Here is a 16,777-nt window from a genome sequence, read left to right on the forward strand (position 1 = left end):
CGCCCCGGTCGTGCGAAGGTGTGCCATGCCCCTGAGCCATCCCCGACGTTCGGCGCTCTCCGAGCAGGTCATCGCCGCCCTTCGGTCCCAGATCACCTCCGGCGAGTGGCCGGTCGGCTCGCGCATCCCGACCGAGCCCGAACTGGTCGAGCAGCTGGGTGTCGCCCGCAACACGGTCCGCGAGGCCGTCCGCGCGCTCGCGCACAACGGCCTGCTGGACATCCGCCAGGGCTCCGGCACGTATGTCGTGGCGACGAGTGAGCTGGCGGGGGTGATGCAGCGGCGGTTCGCCGGTGCCGATCCCCGGCACATCGCCGAGCTGCGCTCCACGCTGGAGTCGTCCGCCGCGAGGCTGGCCGCTCAGCGGCGTACGGAGAAGGACCTCAAGCAGCTCGACGCGCTGCTGCTGCGGCGTGAGGAGGCCTGGGAGTCGGGTGACGCGGAGGCGTTCGTGACCGCGGACGCGACCTTCCACCTGGCCGTGGTGTCCGCCTCCCACAACGACGTGATGACGGCCATGTACGCGGACCTGGGCGAGGTGCTGCGGGACTGGCTGCGCGAGGACGTCGGCGAGGAGCTGACGCCGGAGACGTACATGGACCACGGGCGGCTGCTCGACGCGATCCGCGCGGGCGACGCGGCGCAGGCGGCGGAGGAGGCCGCCCGCTATCCGTTCCTGTGCCGACTGGGCGGGATCAGCTCGTCCGCCGGTGACTGATCCACACCTCGCCGACCTCCTTCCAGCAACGTCCCGTCAGCCGCACGGTCTGTGCGGGCCCGGCCTCCACCGGGGAGCTGTCGGTGTCGATGTCCCACCAGCGGGCGCACTCGACGTGCAGGCTCACGCGGTCGGTCTCCGGGTAGGGGTTGTGGCAGTACGCGGTCACGCGGGAGCCGGTGACGCGGGTCCGGCACTCGGCGCCGAACGGCTCCGCCGGCTCCTGCTCGTCGGCGGGCACGCGCGCGTGGGGCACCGCCTCGTAGGCCAGGGTCATCACGAGAGCGACGGCGAGGGACAGTGAGGCCGTTCGGCGGGACAAGCGCACAAGGGGACCTCCTCGGCCGTACTGGGGAGGGGATCGCGTGGTGAACGCGTACTCCAGGGTGCCCGGTTGTGAGCCTCGCCCGCCCGGCCGGATGAGCCGAACGGGTGACGCCCCGCTCCCCGCGCGCTGCGGGAAACGGGGCGCCTACGGCGTACGGAGATCAGGCTCCGATGGCGTGCAGACCGCCGTCCACGTGGATGATCTCGCCGGTGGTCTTCGGGAACCAGTCGCTCAGCAGTGCGACGACGCCGCGGCCGGCCGGCTCGGGGTCCTTCAGGTCCCACTCCAGCGGGGAGCGGGAGTCCCACACGGACGCCAGCTCGCCGAAGCCCGGGATGGACTTCGCGGCCATGGAACCTAGCGGGCCGGCCGAGACCAGGTTGCAGCGGATGTTCTGCTTGCCCAGGTCACGGGCCATGTAGCGGCTGGTCGCCTCCAGGGCGGCCTTGGCCGGGCCCATCCAGTCGTACTGCGGCCAGGCGAACTGCGCGTCGAACGTCAGACCGACGACCGAGCCGCCGTTCTGCATCAGCGGCAGGCATGCCATGGTCAGCGACTTCAGGGAGTACGCCGAGACGTGCATGGCCGTGGCGACCGACTCGAACGGCGTGTTCAGGAAGTTGCCGCCGAGGGCGTCCTGCGGGGCGAAGCCGATGGAGTGCACGACACCGTCGAGGCCGCCGAGCTCCTCGCCGACGATGTCGGCCAGGCGCCCGAGGTGCTCGTCGTTGGTCACGTCGAGCTCGATGACCTTGACGGGCTTGGGGAGCTTCTTGGCGATGCGCTCGGTCAGCGTGGGCCGCGGGAACGCCGTGAGGATGACCTCGGCGCCCTGCTCCTGGGCCAGCTTGGCGGTGTGGAAGGCGATGGAGGCCTCCGTCAGCACACCGGTGATCAGGACGCGCTTGCCCTCGAGAATTCCGCTCATGGTGATCAGTGACCCATTCCCAGTCCGCCGTCAACGGGGATGACGGCTCCAGTGATGTACGAGGCGTCGTCCGAGGCGAGGAACCGCACCGTCGCGGCGATCTCCTCCGGCTGCGCGTACCGGCCGAGCGGCACCTGCGACACGATGCCGGCGCGCTGCTCGTCGGTGAGCACCTTGGTCATGTCGGTGTCCACGAAGCCGGGCGCGACGACGTTGAAGGTGATGTTCCGCGAGCCCAGCTCCCGGGCGAGGGAGCGTGCGAAGCCGACGAGGCCGGCCTTGGAGGCGGCGTAGTTGGCCTGCCCCGCGGAGCCGAGCAGCCCGACGACCGACGAGATCAGGACGACGCGGCCCTTCTTGGCGCGCAGCATGCCGCGGTTGGCGCGCTTGACCACACGGAAGGTGCCGGTGAGGTTGGTGTCGAGGACGGACGTGAAGTCGTCCTCGGACATGCGCATCAGGAGCTGGTCCTTGGTGACGCCGGCGTTGGCGATCAGGACCTCGACGGGGCCGTGGGCCTCCTCGATCTCCTTGTAGGCCTGCTCCACCTGCTCGGCGTCGGTGATGTCGCACTTGACGGCGAGGCAGCCCAATTCCGTCAGGGCGGCCGGCGGCTCACCCGAGCGGTACGTGATGGCGACCTTGTCGCCGGCATCGGCGAAAGCACGGGCGATGGCGAGGCCGATGCCCCGGTTGCCTCCGGTGACGAGAACCGAGCGGCTCAACGGATCACCCTTTCGGTAGCGGTCTGATACTCCGCCCGGGCGCCTGGACGACAGGCGGCGATGACAGGCGGCTTCCTCGAAAACCTATCGGTCCGGACACGTCCGCGGACAATCGGGCACCGACAGTGGCGTACGGGACTCACTGTCGGGTCCCTACAGAAAGCTACGCGTCCGGGTCGGGAAACTCGTGGCCCCCGCGCGGGCTGAGACGACATGATCGGAGCAGTCACGACGTACGGCAACCACGGTCACCTCGACAGAAAGAGACGGCGGTGCCTCATACCATCGACGAGGCCTTCACGGCCCTCCCCCTACGCGCCCTCGCCGACGCGGCCCTCGCACGCGCGCGTGCGCTGGGCGCCGAGCACGCGGACTTCCGGTTCGAGCGGGTGCGAGGCGCCTCCTGGCGGTTCCGGGACGCCAAGCCCGCCGGGTCCTCGGACACCACCGACCTCGGGTACGCGGTGCGCGTCGTGCACGGCGGTACGTGGGGTTTCGCGTCCGGTGTCGACCTCAGCCTGGACGGCGCCGCCAAGGTCGCCGGGCAGGCGGTGGCGATGGCCAGGCTGTCCGCGCAGGTGATCAAGGCGGCCGGGTCGGACGAGCGGGTGGAGCTGGCCGACGAGCCGGTGCACGCCGAGAAGACGTGGGTCTCGTCGTACGAGATCGATCCGTTCACCGTGCCCGACGAGGAGAAGGCCGGGCTGATCGCGGAGTGGAGCGCGCGGCTGCTGGCGGCCGACGGGGTCGACCATGTCGACGCCTCGCTGCTCACCGTCCATGAGAACAAGTTCTACGCCGACACCGCCGGGACCGTGACCACGCAGCAGCGGGTGCGGCTGCACCCGGTGTTCAACGCCGTGTCGGTGGACGAGTCGAGCGGCGAGTTCGACTCGATGCGCACCCTCGCGCCGCCCGTGGGACGCGGCTGGGAGTACCTGCGGGGCACCGGCTGGGACTGGGAGAGCGAGCTGGAGCAGCTCCCCGACCTGCTCGCAGAGAAGATGCGCGCGCCGAGCGTCGAGGCGGGCCTGTACGACCTGGTCGTCGACCCGTCGAACCTGTGGCTGACCATCCACGAGTCCATCGGGCACGCCACCGAGCTGGACCGGGCCCTCGGCTACGAGGCGGCCTACGCCGGCACCTCCTTCGCCACCTTCGACCAGCTGAACAGGCTGCGCTACGGCTCGGAGCTGATGAACGTCACCGGCGACCGCACCGCCGAGCACGGGCTCGCCACCATCGGGTACGACGACGAGGGCGTCGAGGCGCAGTCCTGGGACCTGGTGAAGGACGGCGCGCTCGTCGGCTACCAGCTGGACCGGCGGATCGCGAGGCTGACCGGCTTCGAGCGGTCCAACGGATGCGCCTACGCCGACTCCCCCGGGCACGTGCCGGTGCAGCGCATGGCCAACGTGTCGTTGCTGCCGGACCCGGCGGGGATGTCCACCGAGGACCTGATCGGCGGCGTCGAACGGGGCATCTACGTCGTCGGCGACCGGTCCTGGTCGATCGACATGCAGAGGTACAACTTCCAATTCACGGGTCAGCGCTTCTACCGGATCGAGAACGGGCGGCTCGCCGGGCAGCTGCGGGACGTGGCCTACCAGGCGACGACGACCGACTTCTGGGGCTCGATGGCCGCCGTCGGCGGCCCGCAGACCTACGTCCTGGGCGGCGCCTTCAACTGCGGCAAGGCCCAGCCGGGCCAGGTCGCGGCCGTGTCGCACGGCTGCCCGTCGGCCCTCTTCAAGGGCGTCAACATCCTCAACACGACCCAGGAGGCCGGTCGATGAGCGCGCGAACCAGCAAGCCGCACGAGGTCGTCGAGCGCGCCCTGGAACTGTCCCGGGCGGACGGCTGTGTCGTCATCGCGGACGAGCAGTCCACCGCCAACCTGCGCTGGGCGGGCAACGCCCTGACCACGAACGGCGTCACGCGCGGGCGCACGCTCACCGTGATCGCCACCGTCGACGGCAAGGAGGGCACGGCCTCGGGGGTCGTGTCACGGTCCGCCGTGACGGCCGACGAGCTGGAGCCCCTGGTGCGGGCCGCCGAGGCCGCCGCGCGCGGCGCCGGGCCCGCCGAGGACGCGCAGCCGCTGGTCACGGGCGTCGCGCAGGCGCCGGAGTTCATGGAGGCGCCCGCCGAGACCTCCTCCGCCGTGTTCGCCGACTTCGCTCCGGCGCTCGGCGAGGCCTTCGCACGCGCGCGTGCGGGCGGCCGGGAGCTGTACGGCTTCGCCAACCACGAACTGGTCTCGACGTACATGGGGACGTCCACGGGGCTGCGGCTGCGGCACGACCAGCCGAACGGGACGCTGGAACTGAACGCCAAGTCCCCGGACCGCACCCGGTCCGCCTGGGCCGGCCGCTCCACGCGGGACTTCAAGGACGTCGACCCGGCGGCGCTGGACGCGGAGCTGGCCGTGCGCCTCGGGTGGGCCGAGCGGCGCGTTGAGCTGCCCGCGGGCCGGTACGAGACGCTGCTGCCGCCGACGGCCGTCGCGGACCTGCTGATCTACCACATGTGGTCGGCGTCGGGCCGGGACGCGGTGGAGGGCCGCACGGTGTTCTCCAAGCCGGGCGGCGGTACGCGGGTCGGCGAGAAGCTGACCGACCTGCCGCTGACGCTGCGCAGCGACCCGAACGAGCCCGGCCTGGAGTCGGCGCCCTTCGTGATCGCCCACTCCTCCGGGGGCGACCAGTCGGTGTTCGACAACGGGCTGCCGCTCGCGGGCACCGAGTGGATGAGCCGGGGCGAGCTGCGGCACCTGACGACCAGCAGGCACAGCGCGGGCCTGACCGGGCTGCCGGTCGCCCCTGGGATCGACAACCTGATCCTGGACGGGGGCGAGGACCGCTCGCTGGAGGAGATGGTCGCGAGCACCGAGCGGGGGCTGCTGCTCACCTGCCTGTGGTACATCCGGGAGGTCGATCCGGCGACGCTGCTGCTCACCGGTCTGACCCGGGACGGCGTCTACCTGGTCGAGAACGGCGAGGTCACCGGCGAGGTGAACAACTTCCGGTTCAACGAGTCGCCGGTGGGGCTGCTGGGGCGGGCCACCGAGGCCGGGCGGACGGAGAAGACGCTGCCCAGGGAGTGGAGCGACTGGTTCACCAGGGCGGCGATGCCGGCGCTGCGGGTCCCGGATTTCAATATGAGCTCTGTCAGTCAGGGCGTATAACCTCGTAGTCGGCTGTCACCCGACTGCCCGAAGATCATCGAGGAGACACGAGAACCGTGACGGACATCGTCGACGAGCTGAAGTGGCGCGGGCTGTTCGCCCTGTCCACTGACGAGGACGCTTTGCGCAAGGCGCTCGCGGACGGTCCCGTCACGTTCTATTGCGGCTTCGACCCGACGGCGCCGTCGCTGCACGTGGGGCACCTGGTGCAGGTGCTGACCGTGCGCCGGCTCCAGCAGGCCGGTCACCGGCCGCTGGCGCTGGTCGGCGGTGCCACGGGCCTGATCGGCGACCCGCGTCCGACCGCGGAGCGCACGCTGAACGACCCGGAGACGGTCGCCGGCTGGGTCGGCAAGCTGCGCTCCCAGATCGAGCCGTTCCTGGACTTCGAGGGCGAGAACGCGGCCGTCATGGTCAACAACCTCGACTGGACTCAGAACCTCTCCGCGATCGAGTTCCTGCGGGACATCGGCAAGCACTTCCGCGTCAACAAGATGCTGACCAAGGACTCCGTCGCCCGGCGCCTGGAGTCCTCCGAGGGCATCAGCTACACGGAGTTCAGCTACCAGATCCTCCAGGGCATGGACTTCCTCCAGCTGTACCGGAGGTACGGCTGCACGCTCCAGCAGGGCGGCAGCGACCAGTGGGGCAATCTCACGGCGGGCCTGGACCTGATCCACCGGCTGGAGCCGGACGCCACGGTGCACGCCATGGCGACACCGCTGATGACCAAGGCGGACGGCACCAAGTTCGGCAAGACCGAGGGCGGCGCCGTCTGGCTCGACCCGGAGATGACGACGCCGTACGCGTTCTACCAGTTCTGGCTGAACGTGGACGACCGGGACGTCTCCAAGTACATGCGCATCCTGTCCTTCCGTTCCCGCGCGGAGCTGGAGGAGCTGGAGAAGCAGACCGAGGAGCGTCCGCAGGCCCGTGCCGCGCAGCGGGCGCTGGCCGAGGAGCTGACGACGCTGGTGCACGGCGCCGACCAGACGGCCGCCGTGATCGCCGCGTCCAAGGCCCTCTTCGGGCAGGGCGAACTGGCGGAGCTCGACGAGCGGACGCTGGCCGCGGCCCTGTCGGAGGTGCCGCACATCCAGGTCGCCGAGCTCGGCCCGGTCGTCGACCTGTTCGCGGAGGTCGGCCTGGTGGCCAGCAAGTCGGCCGCGCGCCGCACGGTCAAGGAGGGCGGCGCCTACGTGAACAACGTCAAGGTCGCCGGCGAGGACGCGGTCCCCGCCAAGGAGGACCTGCTGCACGGCCGCTGGCTGGTGCTGCGCCGGGGCAAGAAGAACCTGGCGGCGGTGGAGGTCACCGGCGCCTGAGGGCGCGAGGGAGGGGGTGGTCTCCGGTGACGGAGGCCGCCCCCTTCGCCGTGTGTGTCATGCCCTTCTCGCCGTGTGTGTCATGCCCTTCGTTTCTTGCCCCGGACCGCCGTGTACGCCCGGTCGCCGATGGCGACGAGGATGATCGCGGCCGCCAGTTGGAACACGTGCCGCCACCAGTCGATGCCCGAGGTGGCGTCCACACCGGCCGCCCGGGCGACGGCGTTGCCGCCGATGGCGCCGAGCATGCCCAGAATGACGGTCAGCCACAGGGGGACGTGCTGCTTGCCCGGAATGATCGCCTTGGCGAGCAGACCGAGTACCAGTCCCACGATGATCGCCCACAACCAGCCCATCGCTGCCTCCTCGTACGGCTCGACGTGAGCACTACGCCCAGTGTCGGCCCAGGTGCCCTACGCCGCATGCCGGGGATGGCCGTACGCCGCTCGGCTCAGGCTGTTCGCCCGGGCCGGACCGGCCCCGGTCTCGTAGCCGGCGCAGGCGCGGCGTAACGTGGAAGCTGTCCTGGCCAGGTTCCCCGGCCGGCCCAGGGCGGCTACGGGGCGGGGAGATCCGATACGGGCGGATGGTGGAATGCGATGCGGAAGCGGCATGGCGGCGGACACGCCGAGGTTTTCCGGATCACCGGCGCCCGGGCCGGACTTCAGGACGACGTCCGCGGGCGGCAGCGCCGGTACGTGATCTCTATGACGGTCCGCACGATCTCCGTGATCCTCGCGGCCACGTTGTGGAACGTCGAACGGCACGTCGCCGTCGTGGCCTTGGTGCTCGGGCTGGTGCTGCCGTACATCGCGGTGGTGATCGCGAACGCCGGGCGTGAGAACGCGCCGTCTTTGCCGTCGACGTTCGTGGTGCCGCCGGCGCGGCCGATGATCGCGCCGTCGGGGACGCAGGACGGCCCCGCGGAATCCGTCGCGGAAGACGCCGTGTCCGGGACGGTACCGGGGGCGCGGACCGAGTCGCAGGAGCGGTAGGGGCGCTCGCGGGCGATCGCAAACGGAGGTCATCGCCCCGCCAAGCTCAAGAAAAGCTCAGATCAATCATGTTGTTCAGGTGCCGGGCTCGGGGTTACCCGTGACATACTTCGTACGCGCTCCGCATCCCCCGTCGGAGCGACGGACCGACGCCGGGCAGCTCCCCCCGTGGCTGCTCGGCGTCGCCTTTTCTGTGTGCAGTGGTGAGACGAAGCTGTGAGTGACGAGACGCCCATCTGTTCCGCGAAGGGCTGCCGTGCCGATGCCGTGTGGGTGCTGGCGTGGAACAACCCGAAGATCCATACGCCGGAGCGGCGCAAGACGTGGCTGGCCTGTGAGGAGCATCGCGAGCATTTGTCGCAGTTCCTCGGGGTGCGGGGGTTTTTGAAGGACGTGGTCCTGCTGAAGGAGTGGGAGTCCTCGCAGAACCCCTAGCCGCCGATCGCCGACATGGGCCGGTCCGGCTGGACGAACGTCGGGTCGTCCAGGCCCGCTCCCGCCTTCTTGCCCCACATGGCCAGCCGCCAGATACGGGCGATCTCCTCGTCCGGGGCGTCCGAGCGGAGTGCGGCGCGCAGGTCGGTCTCCTCGCGGGCGAACAGGCAGGTGCGTACCTGTCCGTCGGCCGTGAGGCGGGTGCGGTCGCAGGCCGCGCAGAACGGGCGGGTGACGGAGGCGATCACGCCGACGACATGCGGGCCGCCGTCGACCAGCCAGCGCTCCGCCGGGGCCGAGCCGCGTGCCTCGTCGCCCTCGGCGGTCAGCTCGAATCGCGTGCGCAGGGAGGTCAGGATGTCCCCGGCGGTGATCATGCCGTCGCGCTTCCAGCCGTGCTGGGCGTCCAGGGGCATCTGCTCGATGAAGCGCAGCTCGTAGTCGTGCTCCACGGCCCAGGCCAGGAGGTCGGGGGCCTCGTCGTCGTTCAGGCCCGGCATCAGGACCGAGTTGACCTTGACCGGGGTCAGGCCCGCGTCGCGTGCGGCGTGCAGGCCCTCGATGACGTCCTTGTGACGGTCGCGGCGGGTGAGGGTCTTGAAGACGTCCGGGCGGAGTGTGTCCAGGGAGACGTTGACCCGGTCCAGGCCTGCCGCCTTCAGGGCCGCCGCCGTGCGCTTGAGGCCGATGCCGTTGGTCGTGAGGGACATCTGAGGACGCGGGTCGAGGGCCGCGACGCGCTCGACGATGCCGACCAGGCCGGGGCGCAGCAGGGGCTCGCCGCCGGTGAAGCGGACCTCCTCGATACCGAGGGACGTGACCGCGATGTCGATCAGGCGGACGATCTCGTCGTCCGTGAGCAGGTCCGGCTTGGCCAGCCACTGCAGGCCCTCCTCGGGCATGCAGTACGTGCAGCGCAGGTTGCACCGGTCGGTCAGCGAGACCCTCAGGTCGGTGGCCACTCGGCCGTAGGTGTCGATGAGCACGTGGGCCCCCTCCCTCGACGCGGATCGTGCCCGGAGCCCTGATTCTCCGGCACCTGCGAGCCTACGTGACACCACTGACATCACCACAGACCCGATCCCACGACGCGGGACGCGGCCGCGCCGCAGGGACCTGGAGGTTCCTACGACGCGGCCGCGTGCGGGGATTCGTGCTCAGTGGGCGCCGGTGCCGGTCAGGGACCGGACCTCCAGCTCGGCGAACTTCTTGACGTCCGGCTCTTCCTTGGACAGGACCGTGCCGAGCCAGCCCATGAGGAAGCCGAAGGGGATGGAGATGATGCCCGGGTTCTTCAGCGGGAACCAGGCGAAGTCGACGTCGGGGAACATCGCCTTGGGGTCGCCGGAGACGACGGGCGAGAACAGCACCAGGCCGACGGCGACGATCAGACCGCCGTAGATCGACCACAGGGCGCCCTGGGTGGTGAACCGCTTCCAGAACAGGCTGTAGAGGATCGTCGGCAGGTTGGCGGAGGCCGCGACCGCGAAGGCGAGCGCGACCAGGCCGGCCACGTTCAGGTCGCGGGCGAGGGCGCCCAGGCCGATTGAGACGACGCCGATGAAGACGGTCGCCCAGCGGGCCGCGCGCACCTCCTCGGCGCCGGAGGCCTGCCCCTTGCGGATGACGTTGGCGTAGATGTCGTGCGCGAAGGACGACGACGAGGCGAGGGTGAGTCCGGCGACGACCGCGAGGATCGTCGCGAAGGCCACCGCCGAGATCGTGGCGAGCAGGATCGCGCCCCAGGTCGAGTCGACGCCGCCGAGGTGCAGGGCGAGCAGGGGTGCCGCCGTGTTGCCGGACGGGTTGGACGCGATGATCTCTTCCTGCGAGATGAGCGCGGCGGCGCCGAAGCCGAGCGCGATCGTCATCAGGTAGAAGCCGCCGATGATGCCGATGGCCCAGTTCACGGACTTACGGGCGGCCTTGGCGTCGGGCACCGTGTAGAAGCGGATCAGGATGTGCGGCAGGCCGGCGGTGCCGAGCACCAGGGCGATGCCGAGGGAGATGAAGTCCAGCTTGGAGGTGCCGGTCGCGCCGTACTGGAGGCCGGGCTCCAGGAAGGCCGCGCCCTTGCCGCTGTTCTCGGCGGCCGTGCCGAGCAGGTCGGAGATGTTGAAGTTGAACTTCAGCAGCACCAGGAAGGTGATCAGGAGGGTGCCGCCGATGAGCAGCACGGCCTTGATCATCTGGACCCAGGTGGTGCCCTTCATGCCGCCGATGGAGACGTAGACGATCATCAGGATGCCGACCAGGGCGACGATGAGGATCTTGCCCGCGTCGGAGGTGATGCCGAGCAGCAGCGAGACGAGGACGCCCGCGCCGGCCATCTGCGCCAGCAGGTAGAAGATCGACACGACGATCGTGGACGTACCGGCGGCGGTGCGGACCGGGCGCTGCCGCATGCGGTACGCGAGCACGTCACCCATGGTGTAGCGGCCGGAGTTGCGCAGCGGCTCCGCCACCAGGAGCAGGGCGACCAGCCAGGCGACCAGGAAGCCGATGGAGTAGAGGAAGCCGTCGTAGCCGAAGATGGCGATCGCGCCCGCGATGCCGAGGAACGACGCGGCCGACATGTAGTCGCCGGAGACGGCGAGGCCGTTCTGGAAGGCGCTGAACTGGCGTCCGCCGGCGTAGAAGTCGGCGGCGTCCTTGGTCTGGCGGCCCGCCCAGATGGTGATGCCGAGTGTGGCCAGGACGAACAGCGCGAACAGGGTGATGATCAGCGGGCGGTGCTCGCTGGCCTCGTTCGCGGCGATAAGGGTCTGCTGTGCGGGGCTCATGCGCCGCCCTCCATCCGGGACTTGATGGCCTCGGCCTTGGGGTCGAGATTCGCGGCGGCGTGCTTCGAGTACCACCAGGCGATGAGGAACGTGGTGACGAACTGGGCGACGCCGAAGACGAGGGCGACGTTGATGTTGCCGAACAGCTTGGTGCCCATGAAGCCGCCCGCGTAGTTCGACAGCAGGACGTACAGCAGGTACCAGGCGACGAAGCCGACGGTCAGCGGGAAGGCGAAGGAGCGGAAGGAGCGGCGCAGTTCACCGAACTCCGCGCTCTCCTGCACCTCGGTGAACTCCTCGGGTGAGGGGAGTTTGTGTTGCTCTTTCGAGGGGGGCGGTGCGTCGGTGGCCACGGACGTCTCCTCGCAATGACGGAAGCGGTTTTCAACAGGGACGGAGGCGAGTGTCCTCGCGCTCCTTGTCCAACGTCACGGCGGCACGCGAGAACCGGTTCAACCGCCCGGCGTTCTTTCCGAAGTCGTTTCGGCAAAACATTGCTGGCCAGCGAGAGCGCGGGATAGCTTCGCCCTGCACCACCTCGTCATGTACCTGCCCGAGCACCACCTGTGCCTCGGGCCGGTTTCGTTTCCGGAGGATGTGGAGACCCCATGTCTCATCTGTGTTCCAGACGTCGGCTCGCCCTTGCCGTGCCCGTCGTGCTGTCCCTGACGGCCTCGCTGGGCTTCCTGCCCGCCGCCGCGTCGGCGGCCCCGCGCGCCGAGTCGGCCGCGCAGACGGCGAACGCGCCGAAGCTGGCGTACGTCGTCAACACCAAGGTGGACCGTCGCACGATCGCGTCGGTGAAGAAGGCGGTCGGCGCGGCCGACGGCTCGGTCGTGGCCACGTACGAGCGAATCGGCGTGATCGTCGCCCACTCCTCGAACCCCGACTTCGCCAAGACCATGCGCACGGTGCGCGGGGTCCAGTCGGCGGGTGCGACGCGGACGGCGCCACTGACCGCCGCGGGGACCAAGGAAGAGGGCGCCGTCGAGTACCTGACGGCCGCCCAGGCCGAGCGCACCGAGGCCGCCTCGGCGCAGACGCCCGAGAGCGAGCCCCTCGAGGCCGACCAGTGGGATCTGCGCACGATCGGCGCCGACAAGGCCGCGAAGATCAACCCGGGCAGCCGCAAGGTGACCGTCGCCGTGATCGACACCGGCGTGGACGACACCCACCCCGACATCGCCCCGAACTTCTCCGCGTCCCAGTCCGCGAACTGCGCCGGCGGCAAGCCCGACACCAGCGAGGGCGCCTGGCGGCCGTACACCCCGGAGGACTACCACGGCACGCACGTGGCCGGTGAGATCGCCGCCGCGCGCAACGGAATCGGCGTGGCGGGCGTCGCACCTGGTGTGAAGGTCTCCAGCATCAACGTGACCGACCGGGCGAGCGGTCTCTTCTACCCGGAGAGCGTGGTGTGCGCCTTCGTGTTCGCCGCCGACCACGGCGTCGAGATCACGAACAACAGCTACTACGTCGATCCGTGGCTGTACAACTGCATGGACGACCCGGACCAGCGGGCCATCGTCGACGCGGTCAACAGGGCGCAGCTGTACGCGCAGAAGAAGGGCACGCTCAACGTCGCCGCGGCGGGCAACTCCAACCACGACCTGGACGCGGACGCGATCGTCGACGACTCCAGCCCGAACGACACCACGCCCGTCGAGCGCACCATCGACCCGCACGAGTGCTTCGACATACCGACCCAGCTGCCGGGTGTCGTCACGGTGAGCTCGACCGGCGTCGACAACGAGAAGTCGTACTTCTCGACGTACGGCAAGGGTGTCGTCGACGTCGCGGCGCCGGGCGGCGACCGGCGCTACCAGATACCGGACACGCCCTCGAAGGACGGCCGCATCCTGTCCACCATGCCGAACGGCGCGTACGGCTTCCTCCAGGGCACCTCGATGGCCTCCCCGCACGCCTCCGGTGTGGCCGCGCTGCTGAAGTCCAAGCACCCGTGGGCGTCCCCGGCCCGGCTTCAGGCGATGCTGAAGGCGCAAGCCGACCGGACCGCCTGCCCCGAGTCGTACGACCAGGACGGTGACGGCACGCAGGACGCGGTGTGCGAGGGCGGCGAGCGCGTCAACGGCTTCTACGGGTACGGCATCGTCAACGCGCTGCGCGCGGTCGAGTGACGCGCGCTTCCCAGACCTCTCGCACAGTCCGCCCGTACCGCGAACGAACTGGAGACACCATGACAGCGCCGCACGCGCGCTACCGCCGCGCCGTCGCGATCCCGGCCGGGATGGCCATGGCCACGGCCCTGGCGTTCCTGCCGAACACCACGGCCACGGCCGCCGACGAGGCGCCCGCGGCGGTCTCGGCCGACGCGACCTCGCTCAGCTACGTCGTCAACGTCAAGCCGGGCCACGGCACTTCGGCGTACGTGAAGAAGGCCGTCGGCAAGGCCGGCGGCACGATCGTGACGTCGTACGACCAGATCGGCGTCATCGTCGTCCACTCCACGAACCCCGACTTCGCCGAGACGATCCGCACGGTCCGCGGCGTGCAGTCGGCCGGCGCCACCCGCACCGCGCCGCTGCCCACGGCGGTGACGGCCGACCTGGGCACGCCCAAGGTGCTGAGCGCGGCCGAGGTGGCCAGGGCCGAGGCCCCCGCCGGACAGGACCCGCTGGAGCCCCAGCAGTGGGACCTGCCCGCCATCAAGGCGGACAAGGCGCACGAGAAGTCGCTGGGCAGCAAGAAGGTCACCGTCGCCGTGATCGACACCGGCGTCGACGACACCCACCCCGACATCGCGCCCAACTTCGACCGCGGCGCGTCGGTCAACTGCGTGTCGGGCAAGCCGGACACGTCCGACGGGGCCTGGCGGCCGGGCGCCTCGGAGAGCCCGCACGGCACGCACGTGGCGGGTGAGATCGCCGCCGCGAAGAACGGCGTCGGCATGACCGGTGTCGCGCCCGGGGTGAAGGTCTCCGGCATCAAGGTGTCCAACCCGGACGGCTTCTTCTACACGGAGGCCGTGGTGTGCGGCTTCGTGTGGGCGGCCGAGCACGGGGTGGACGTCACCAACAACAGCTATTACACCGACCCGTGGTACTTCAACTGCAAGAACGACCCGGACCAGAAGGCGCTGCTGGACGCGGTCACCCGGGCCTCGCGGTACGCGGAGAAGAAGGGCGCGGTCAACGTCGCTGCGGCCGGCAACGAGAACTACGACCTCGCGGCCGACGAGATCACCGACCCGTCGTCGCCGAACGACTCCACGCCGGGCGAGCGGGTCGTGGACCCGTCCGAGTGCCTCGACATCCCGACCCAGCTGCCGGGCGTCGTCACGGTCGCCTCGACGGGCGCGAAGGGCATCAAGTCGTCCTTCTCCAACTACGGGCTGGGCGTCGCCGACATAGCCGCCCCGGGCGGCGACTCGACCGCCTACCAGAAGCCGGAGCCGCCGGCCACGAGCGGGCTGATCCTGGGCACGCTGCCAGGCGGCAAGTGGGGCTACATGGCCGGTACGTCGATGGCGTCCCCGCACGTCGCGGGCGTCGCGGCCCTCATCAAGTCGACGCACCCGTACGCCACTCCGGCCCTGGTGAAGGCCCTCCTGTACGCACAAGCCGACGCCACGCCGTGCACGGACCCGTACGACATCAACGCCGATGGCAAGATCGACGCGGTGTGCGAGGGCTCGAAGAACCGCAACGGCTTCTACGGGTGGGGCATCGCGGACGCGCTGGACGCGGTGACCAAGTAGAGCTCGTATGGAGGTAGTCCGGGCCGGGCGGGGGCACCCGCCCGGCCCGCTGCGTCCCTGCGGCAGGATCCCTTGTCATGGACGTGTACGAAGATCACTTGACCTGGGCTGCCGAACCGGTGAGGCCGCGGTGGCAATTGGCCCTGCGGTTCGCGGGGAGCATCGTGTGGTTTCCGGTGGTGTGCGTGCTGTGGGTGGCGGTCGCGGCGGTGTTGTTCGTCGTCGGCCTGTTCGCCGACGGGATCGCGGCTGTCAGCGACAGATTCGAACGCGCCTACATGAACTTCTTCGACGCGACGCTGGGCCGTGTCGCGCGTCTGGCCTCGTGGTGTGTGACCTGGCCGGAGCTGCGCCATGAGGGGGACACCGACTACTACAAATCGCGCGTGGACAAGGTGGTGGGCAACTGGACCGCCCGGGCCTCGGCGCCGATCGAACCGAAGAAGGCGCGGCCACCTGTGGAGTGCGAGATACCGCTGCGCGACTACCGCGGCGTAGGCGGCCGGTACGTCGCCGAGGTGGCGCTCGCGCAGGGATGGGAGCTGCGGCCGACGGACGTGCGCAAGGAAGTCCGGTTGTGGTGGTCGGCCGCGTCGAAGGCCGCCTGAGTCCGTCCTCGAGGATTTGCCCAGCCATGTGAAGGTTGGTGAAGATCTCGGGGTGACCTTGACAAGACCCGTCGCCGTGCTGGTGCTGGTGACGCTGGCCGCGCTGATCCCGCTGCTCGGCCCGACCACCGCGCTGCACGGCACCGGGGAGGCCGCCGCGCCCGGCGTCGGCGGCATAGCCCTGCTGCGTACGGTGCTGTTCGCGGCCCTGTGCGTACCGATGGGCGAGCTGTTCGTGAACCGGCTGGCGCGTTCCGTGCCGGGCGCGGAGAAGGCCACCGGCCACCCGGTCGTGCCCCGCAGTTGGTCAGCGTTCGCGGCCGCCGCCGGTTTCGTCGCCGCTCTCGGGCTCGCCTCGGTCGTGGCCACGGGCAATCTCGTCCCTGACGGTCTGTCGGACATCGACGTCGGCGGGCTTTATGCGTCCCGGGACGGCAAGCTCGCCCTGCTGGAGGTCAACGCGTTCCTCGTGGCGGGGCTGTGTGCCCTCTCGCGCCGGCCGGCCACGCAGCTGTGGCCGCTGGCCGCCGTGGTGATCGCCGAGGCCCTGCGCGCGCACCCCGCGACCGAGCACGCCCCGCTCACCGGCTCCGGGCTGACGCTGGTCCACCTGACCTGTGCGGCGCTGTGGGCGGGCGGTCTGCTGCACGCGCTGCGCACGCTGCGGCTGTGGCACGGCCGGTACGGCACGGAGGCGGGCGCGGCCCTGCTGGGTCTCTACGCGCGCGTGGCGGCCGTTCTGCTCGCCGCCATCACCGCGACGGGCGCGTGGAGTTCACTGCGGCGGATGCCGCCGGAGACGATCCTGGAGCAGCTGACGGCGACGGCGTACGGGCGTGCCCTGCTCGCCAAGGTGCTCCTCGTGGCCGCCGTCGCCGCCGTCGCCCTGTCGGCACGGCGGCGGCTGCGCCGGGCGGCCGATCCGCTGACCGCCTGTGCGCCGGCGCGGGCGGAGGTGGTCGCGCTGGGCCTGGTGGTCGCCGTGTCAGGACTGCTGACGACCCTTCCCCTCCCCATCCGCTGGTGA

The 16,777-nt window shown here is 70.4% G+C and carries 17 protein-coding genes; 10 read left to right on the plus strand and 7 right to left on the minus strand.

The window, feature by feature from the left end; all coding sequences use genetic code 11:
* The first annotated feature begins 25 nt into the window (after window positions 1-25).
* Window positions 26-718 carry a FadR/GntR family transcriptional regulator gene (locus PV963_RS10165; protein WP_274815320.1) on the plus strand — a complete coding sequence of 231 codons (693 nt, stop codon included), beginning with the start codon at window positions 26-28 and terminating at the stop codon, window positions 716-718.
* Here the strand turns inward: PV963_RS10165 and PV963_RS10170 are convergent.
* The 3 genes from PV963_RS10170 to fabG form a co-directional block, all read right to left on the minus strand.
* On the minus strand, window positions 696-1,046 hold the full coding sequence (locus PV963_RS10170) for a hypothetical protein (RefSeq protein ID WP_274815321.1): 351 nt from the start codon (window positions 1,044-1,046) through the stop codon (window positions 696-698). The genes PV963_RS10165 and PV963_RS10170 overlap by 23 nt on opposite strands.
* 160 nt (window positions 1,047-1,206) lie before the next feature.
* Window positions 1,207-1,974: an enoyl-ACP reductase FabI gene (fabI, locus tag PV963_RS10175; RefSeq protein WP_261679984.1), complete on the minus strand. Its 768-nt coding sequence runs from the start codon at window positions 1,972-1,974 to the stop codon at window positions 1,207-1,209.
* A gap of 5 nt (window positions 1,975-1,979) precedes the next feature.
* Complete coding sequence (fabG, locus tag PV963_RS10180; RefSeq protein WP_274815322.1) at window positions 1,980-2,699, minus strand: 3-oxoacyl-[acyl-carrier-protein] reductase; 720 nt, start codon at window positions 2,697-2,699, stop codon at window positions 1,980-1,982.
* Window positions 2,700-2,971: 272 nt separating this feature from the next.
* Between fabG and PV963_RS10185 the strand changes: the two genes are divergently transcribed.
* The 3 genes from PV963_RS10185 to tyrS are packed head-to-tail and all read left to right on the plus strand — an operon-like array spanning window position 2,972 to window position 7,211.
* Complete coding sequence (locus tag PV963_RS10185; protein WP_274815323.1) at window positions 2,972-4,495, plus strand: TldD/PmbA family protein; 1,524 nt, start codon at window positions 2,972-2,974, stop codon at window positions 4,493-4,495.
* Window positions 4,492-5,886 (plus strand): metallopeptidase TldD-related protein, encoded by a 1,395-nt coding sequence (locus tag PV963_RS10190; protein ID WP_274815324.1) that lies wholly within the window; start codon window positions 4,492-4,494, stop codon window positions 5,884-5,886. The genes PV963_RS10185 and PV963_RS10190 overlap by 4 nt, the downstream gene beginning before the upstream one ends.
* 56 nt (window positions 5,887-5,942) lie before the next feature.
* Entirely contained in the window at window positions 5,943-7,211 is a 1,269-nt protein-coding gene (gene tyrS, locus PV963_RS10195) for a tyrosine--tRNA ligase (protein ID WP_274815325.1), read from the plus strand.
* A gap of 80 nt (window positions 7,212-7,291) precedes the next feature.
* Here the strand turns inward: tyrS and PV963_RS10200 are convergent, their stop codons facing one another.
* Window positions 7,292-7,567: a GlsB/YeaQ/YmgE family stress response membrane protein gene (locus PV963_RS10200; RefSeq protein WP_274815326.1), complete on the minus strand. Its 276-nt coding sequence runs from the start codon at window positions 7,565-7,567 to the stop codon at window positions 7,292-7,294.
* Between the two features lie 243 nt (window positions 7,568-7,810).
* Between PV963_RS10200 and PV963_RS10205 the strand changes: the two genes are divergently transcribed.
* Both PV963_RS10205 and PV963_RS10210 read left to right on the plus strand, forming a co-directional pair.
* Window positions 7,811-8,206 carry a DUF3099 domain-containing protein gene (locus PV963_RS10205; RefSeq protein ID WP_274815327.1) on the plus strand — a complete coding sequence of 132 codons (396 nt, stop codon included), beginning with the start codon at window positions 7,811-7,813 and terminating at the stop codon, window positions 8,204-8,206.
* Between the two features lie 216 nt (window positions 8,207-8,422).
* Window positions 8,423-8,641 carry a hypothetical protein gene (locus PV963_RS10210; protein WP_193506345.1) on the plus strand — a complete coding sequence of 73 codons (219 nt, stop codon included), beginning with the start codon at window positions 8,423-8,425 and terminating at the stop codon, window positions 8,639-8,641.
* Here the strand turns inward: PV963_RS10210 and moaA are convergent.
* The 3 genes from moaA to PV963_RS10225 all read right to left on the minus strand — a co-directional run bounded on the left by moaA (window position 8,638) and on the right by PV963_RS10225 (window position 11,777).
* Window positions 8,638-9,627 carry a GTP 3',8-cyclase MoaA gene (gene moaA, locus PV963_RS10215; protein WP_274815328.1) on the minus strand — a complete coding sequence of 330 codons (990 nt, stop codon included), beginning with the start codon at window positions 9,625-9,627 and terminating at the stop codon, window positions 8,638-8,640. The genes PV963_RS10210 and moaA overlap by 4 nt on opposite strands.
* A 171-nt stretch (window positions 9,628-9,798) precedes the next feature.
* Entirely contained in the window at window positions 9,799-11,424 is a 1,626-nt protein-coding gene (locus PV963_RS10220; RefSeq protein ID WP_274815329.1) for a solute symporter family protein, read from the minus strand.
* A complete protein-coding gene (locus PV963_RS10225; protein ID WP_274815330.1) occupies window positions 11,421-11,777 on the minus strand; it encodes a DUF485 domain-containing protein in 357 nt (118 codons plus the stop codon). Before PV963_RS10225 ends, PV963_RS10220 begins: the two co-directional genes overlap by 4 nt.
* 255 nt (window positions 11,778-12,032) lie before the next feature.
* Here PV963_RS10225 and PV963_RS10230 point away from each other — a divergent pair, with 255 nt between their 5' ends.
* The 4 genes from PV963_RS10230 (at window position 12,033) to PV963_RS10245 (ending at window position 16,777) form a co-directional block, all read left to right on the plus strand.
* Complete coding sequence (locus PV963_RS10230; RefSeq protein ID WP_274815331.1) at window positions 12,033-13,562, plus strand: S8 family peptidase; 1,530 nt, start codon at window positions 12,033-12,035, stop codon at window positions 13,560-13,562.
* A gap of 59 nt (window positions 13,563-13,621) precedes the next feature.
* On the plus strand, window positions 13,622-15,142 hold the full coding sequence (locus PV963_RS10235) for a S8 family peptidase (RefSeq protein ID WP_274815332.1): 1,521 nt from the start codon (window positions 13,622-13,624) through the stop codon (window positions 15,140-15,142).
* A 77-nt stretch (window positions 15,143-15,219) separates the two neighbouring features.
* Window positions 15,220-15,750: a hypothetical protein gene (locus PV963_RS10240; protein ID WP_274815333.1), complete on the plus strand. Its 531-nt coding sequence runs from the start codon at window positions 15,220-15,222 to the stop codon at window positions 15,748-15,750.
* Window positions 15,751-15,802: 52 nt separating this feature from the next.
* Entirely contained in the window at window positions 15,803-16,777 is a 975-nt protein-coding gene (locus PV963_RS10245) for a CopD family protein (protein ID WP_274815334.1), read from the plus strand.

The organism is Streptomyces coeruleorubidus (genome assembly GCF_028885415.1).
Classification (GTDB): domain Bacteria; phylum Actinomycetota; class Actinomycetes; order Streptomycetales; family Streptomycetaceae; genus Streptomyces; species Streptomyces coeruleorubidus_A.

Coding starts and splice junctions, on each gene's coding strand:
- PV963_RS10165 (WP_274815320.1), top strand. CDS start 26: ATGCCCCTGAGCCATCCCCGACGTTCGGCGCTCTCCGAGCAGGTCATC.
- fabI (WP_261679984.1), bottom strand. CDS start 1,974: ATGAGCGGAATTCTCGAGGGCAAGCGCGTCCTGATCACCGGTGTGCTG.
- PV963_RS10190 (WP_274815324.1), top strand. CDS start 4,492: ATGAGCGCGCGAACCAGCAAGCCGCACGAGGTCGTCGAGCGCGCCCTG.
- PV963_RS10200 (WP_274815326.1), bottom strand. CDS start 7,567: ATGGGCTGGTTGTGGGCGATCATCGTGGGACTGGTACTCGGTCTGCTC.
- PV963_RS10205 (WP_274815327.1), top strand. CDS start 7,811: ATGCGGAAGCGGCATGGCGGCGGACACGCCGAGGTTTTCCGGATCACC.
- PV963_RS10220 (WP_274815329.1), bottom strand. CDS start 11,424: ATGAGCCCCGCACAGCAGACCCTTATCGCCGCGAACGAGGCCAGCGAG.
- PV963_RS10230 (WP_274815331.1), top strand. CDS start 12,033: ATGTCTCATCTGTGTTCCAGACGTCGGCTCGCCCTTGCCGTGCCCGTC.
- PV963_RS10235 (WP_274815332.1), top strand. CDS start 13,622: ATGACAGCGCCGCACGCGCGCTACCGCCGCGCCGTCGCGATCCCGGCC.
- PV963_RS10240 (WP_274815333.1), top strand. CDS start 15,220: ATGGACGTGTACGAAGATCACTTGACCTGGGCTGCCGAACCGGTGAGG.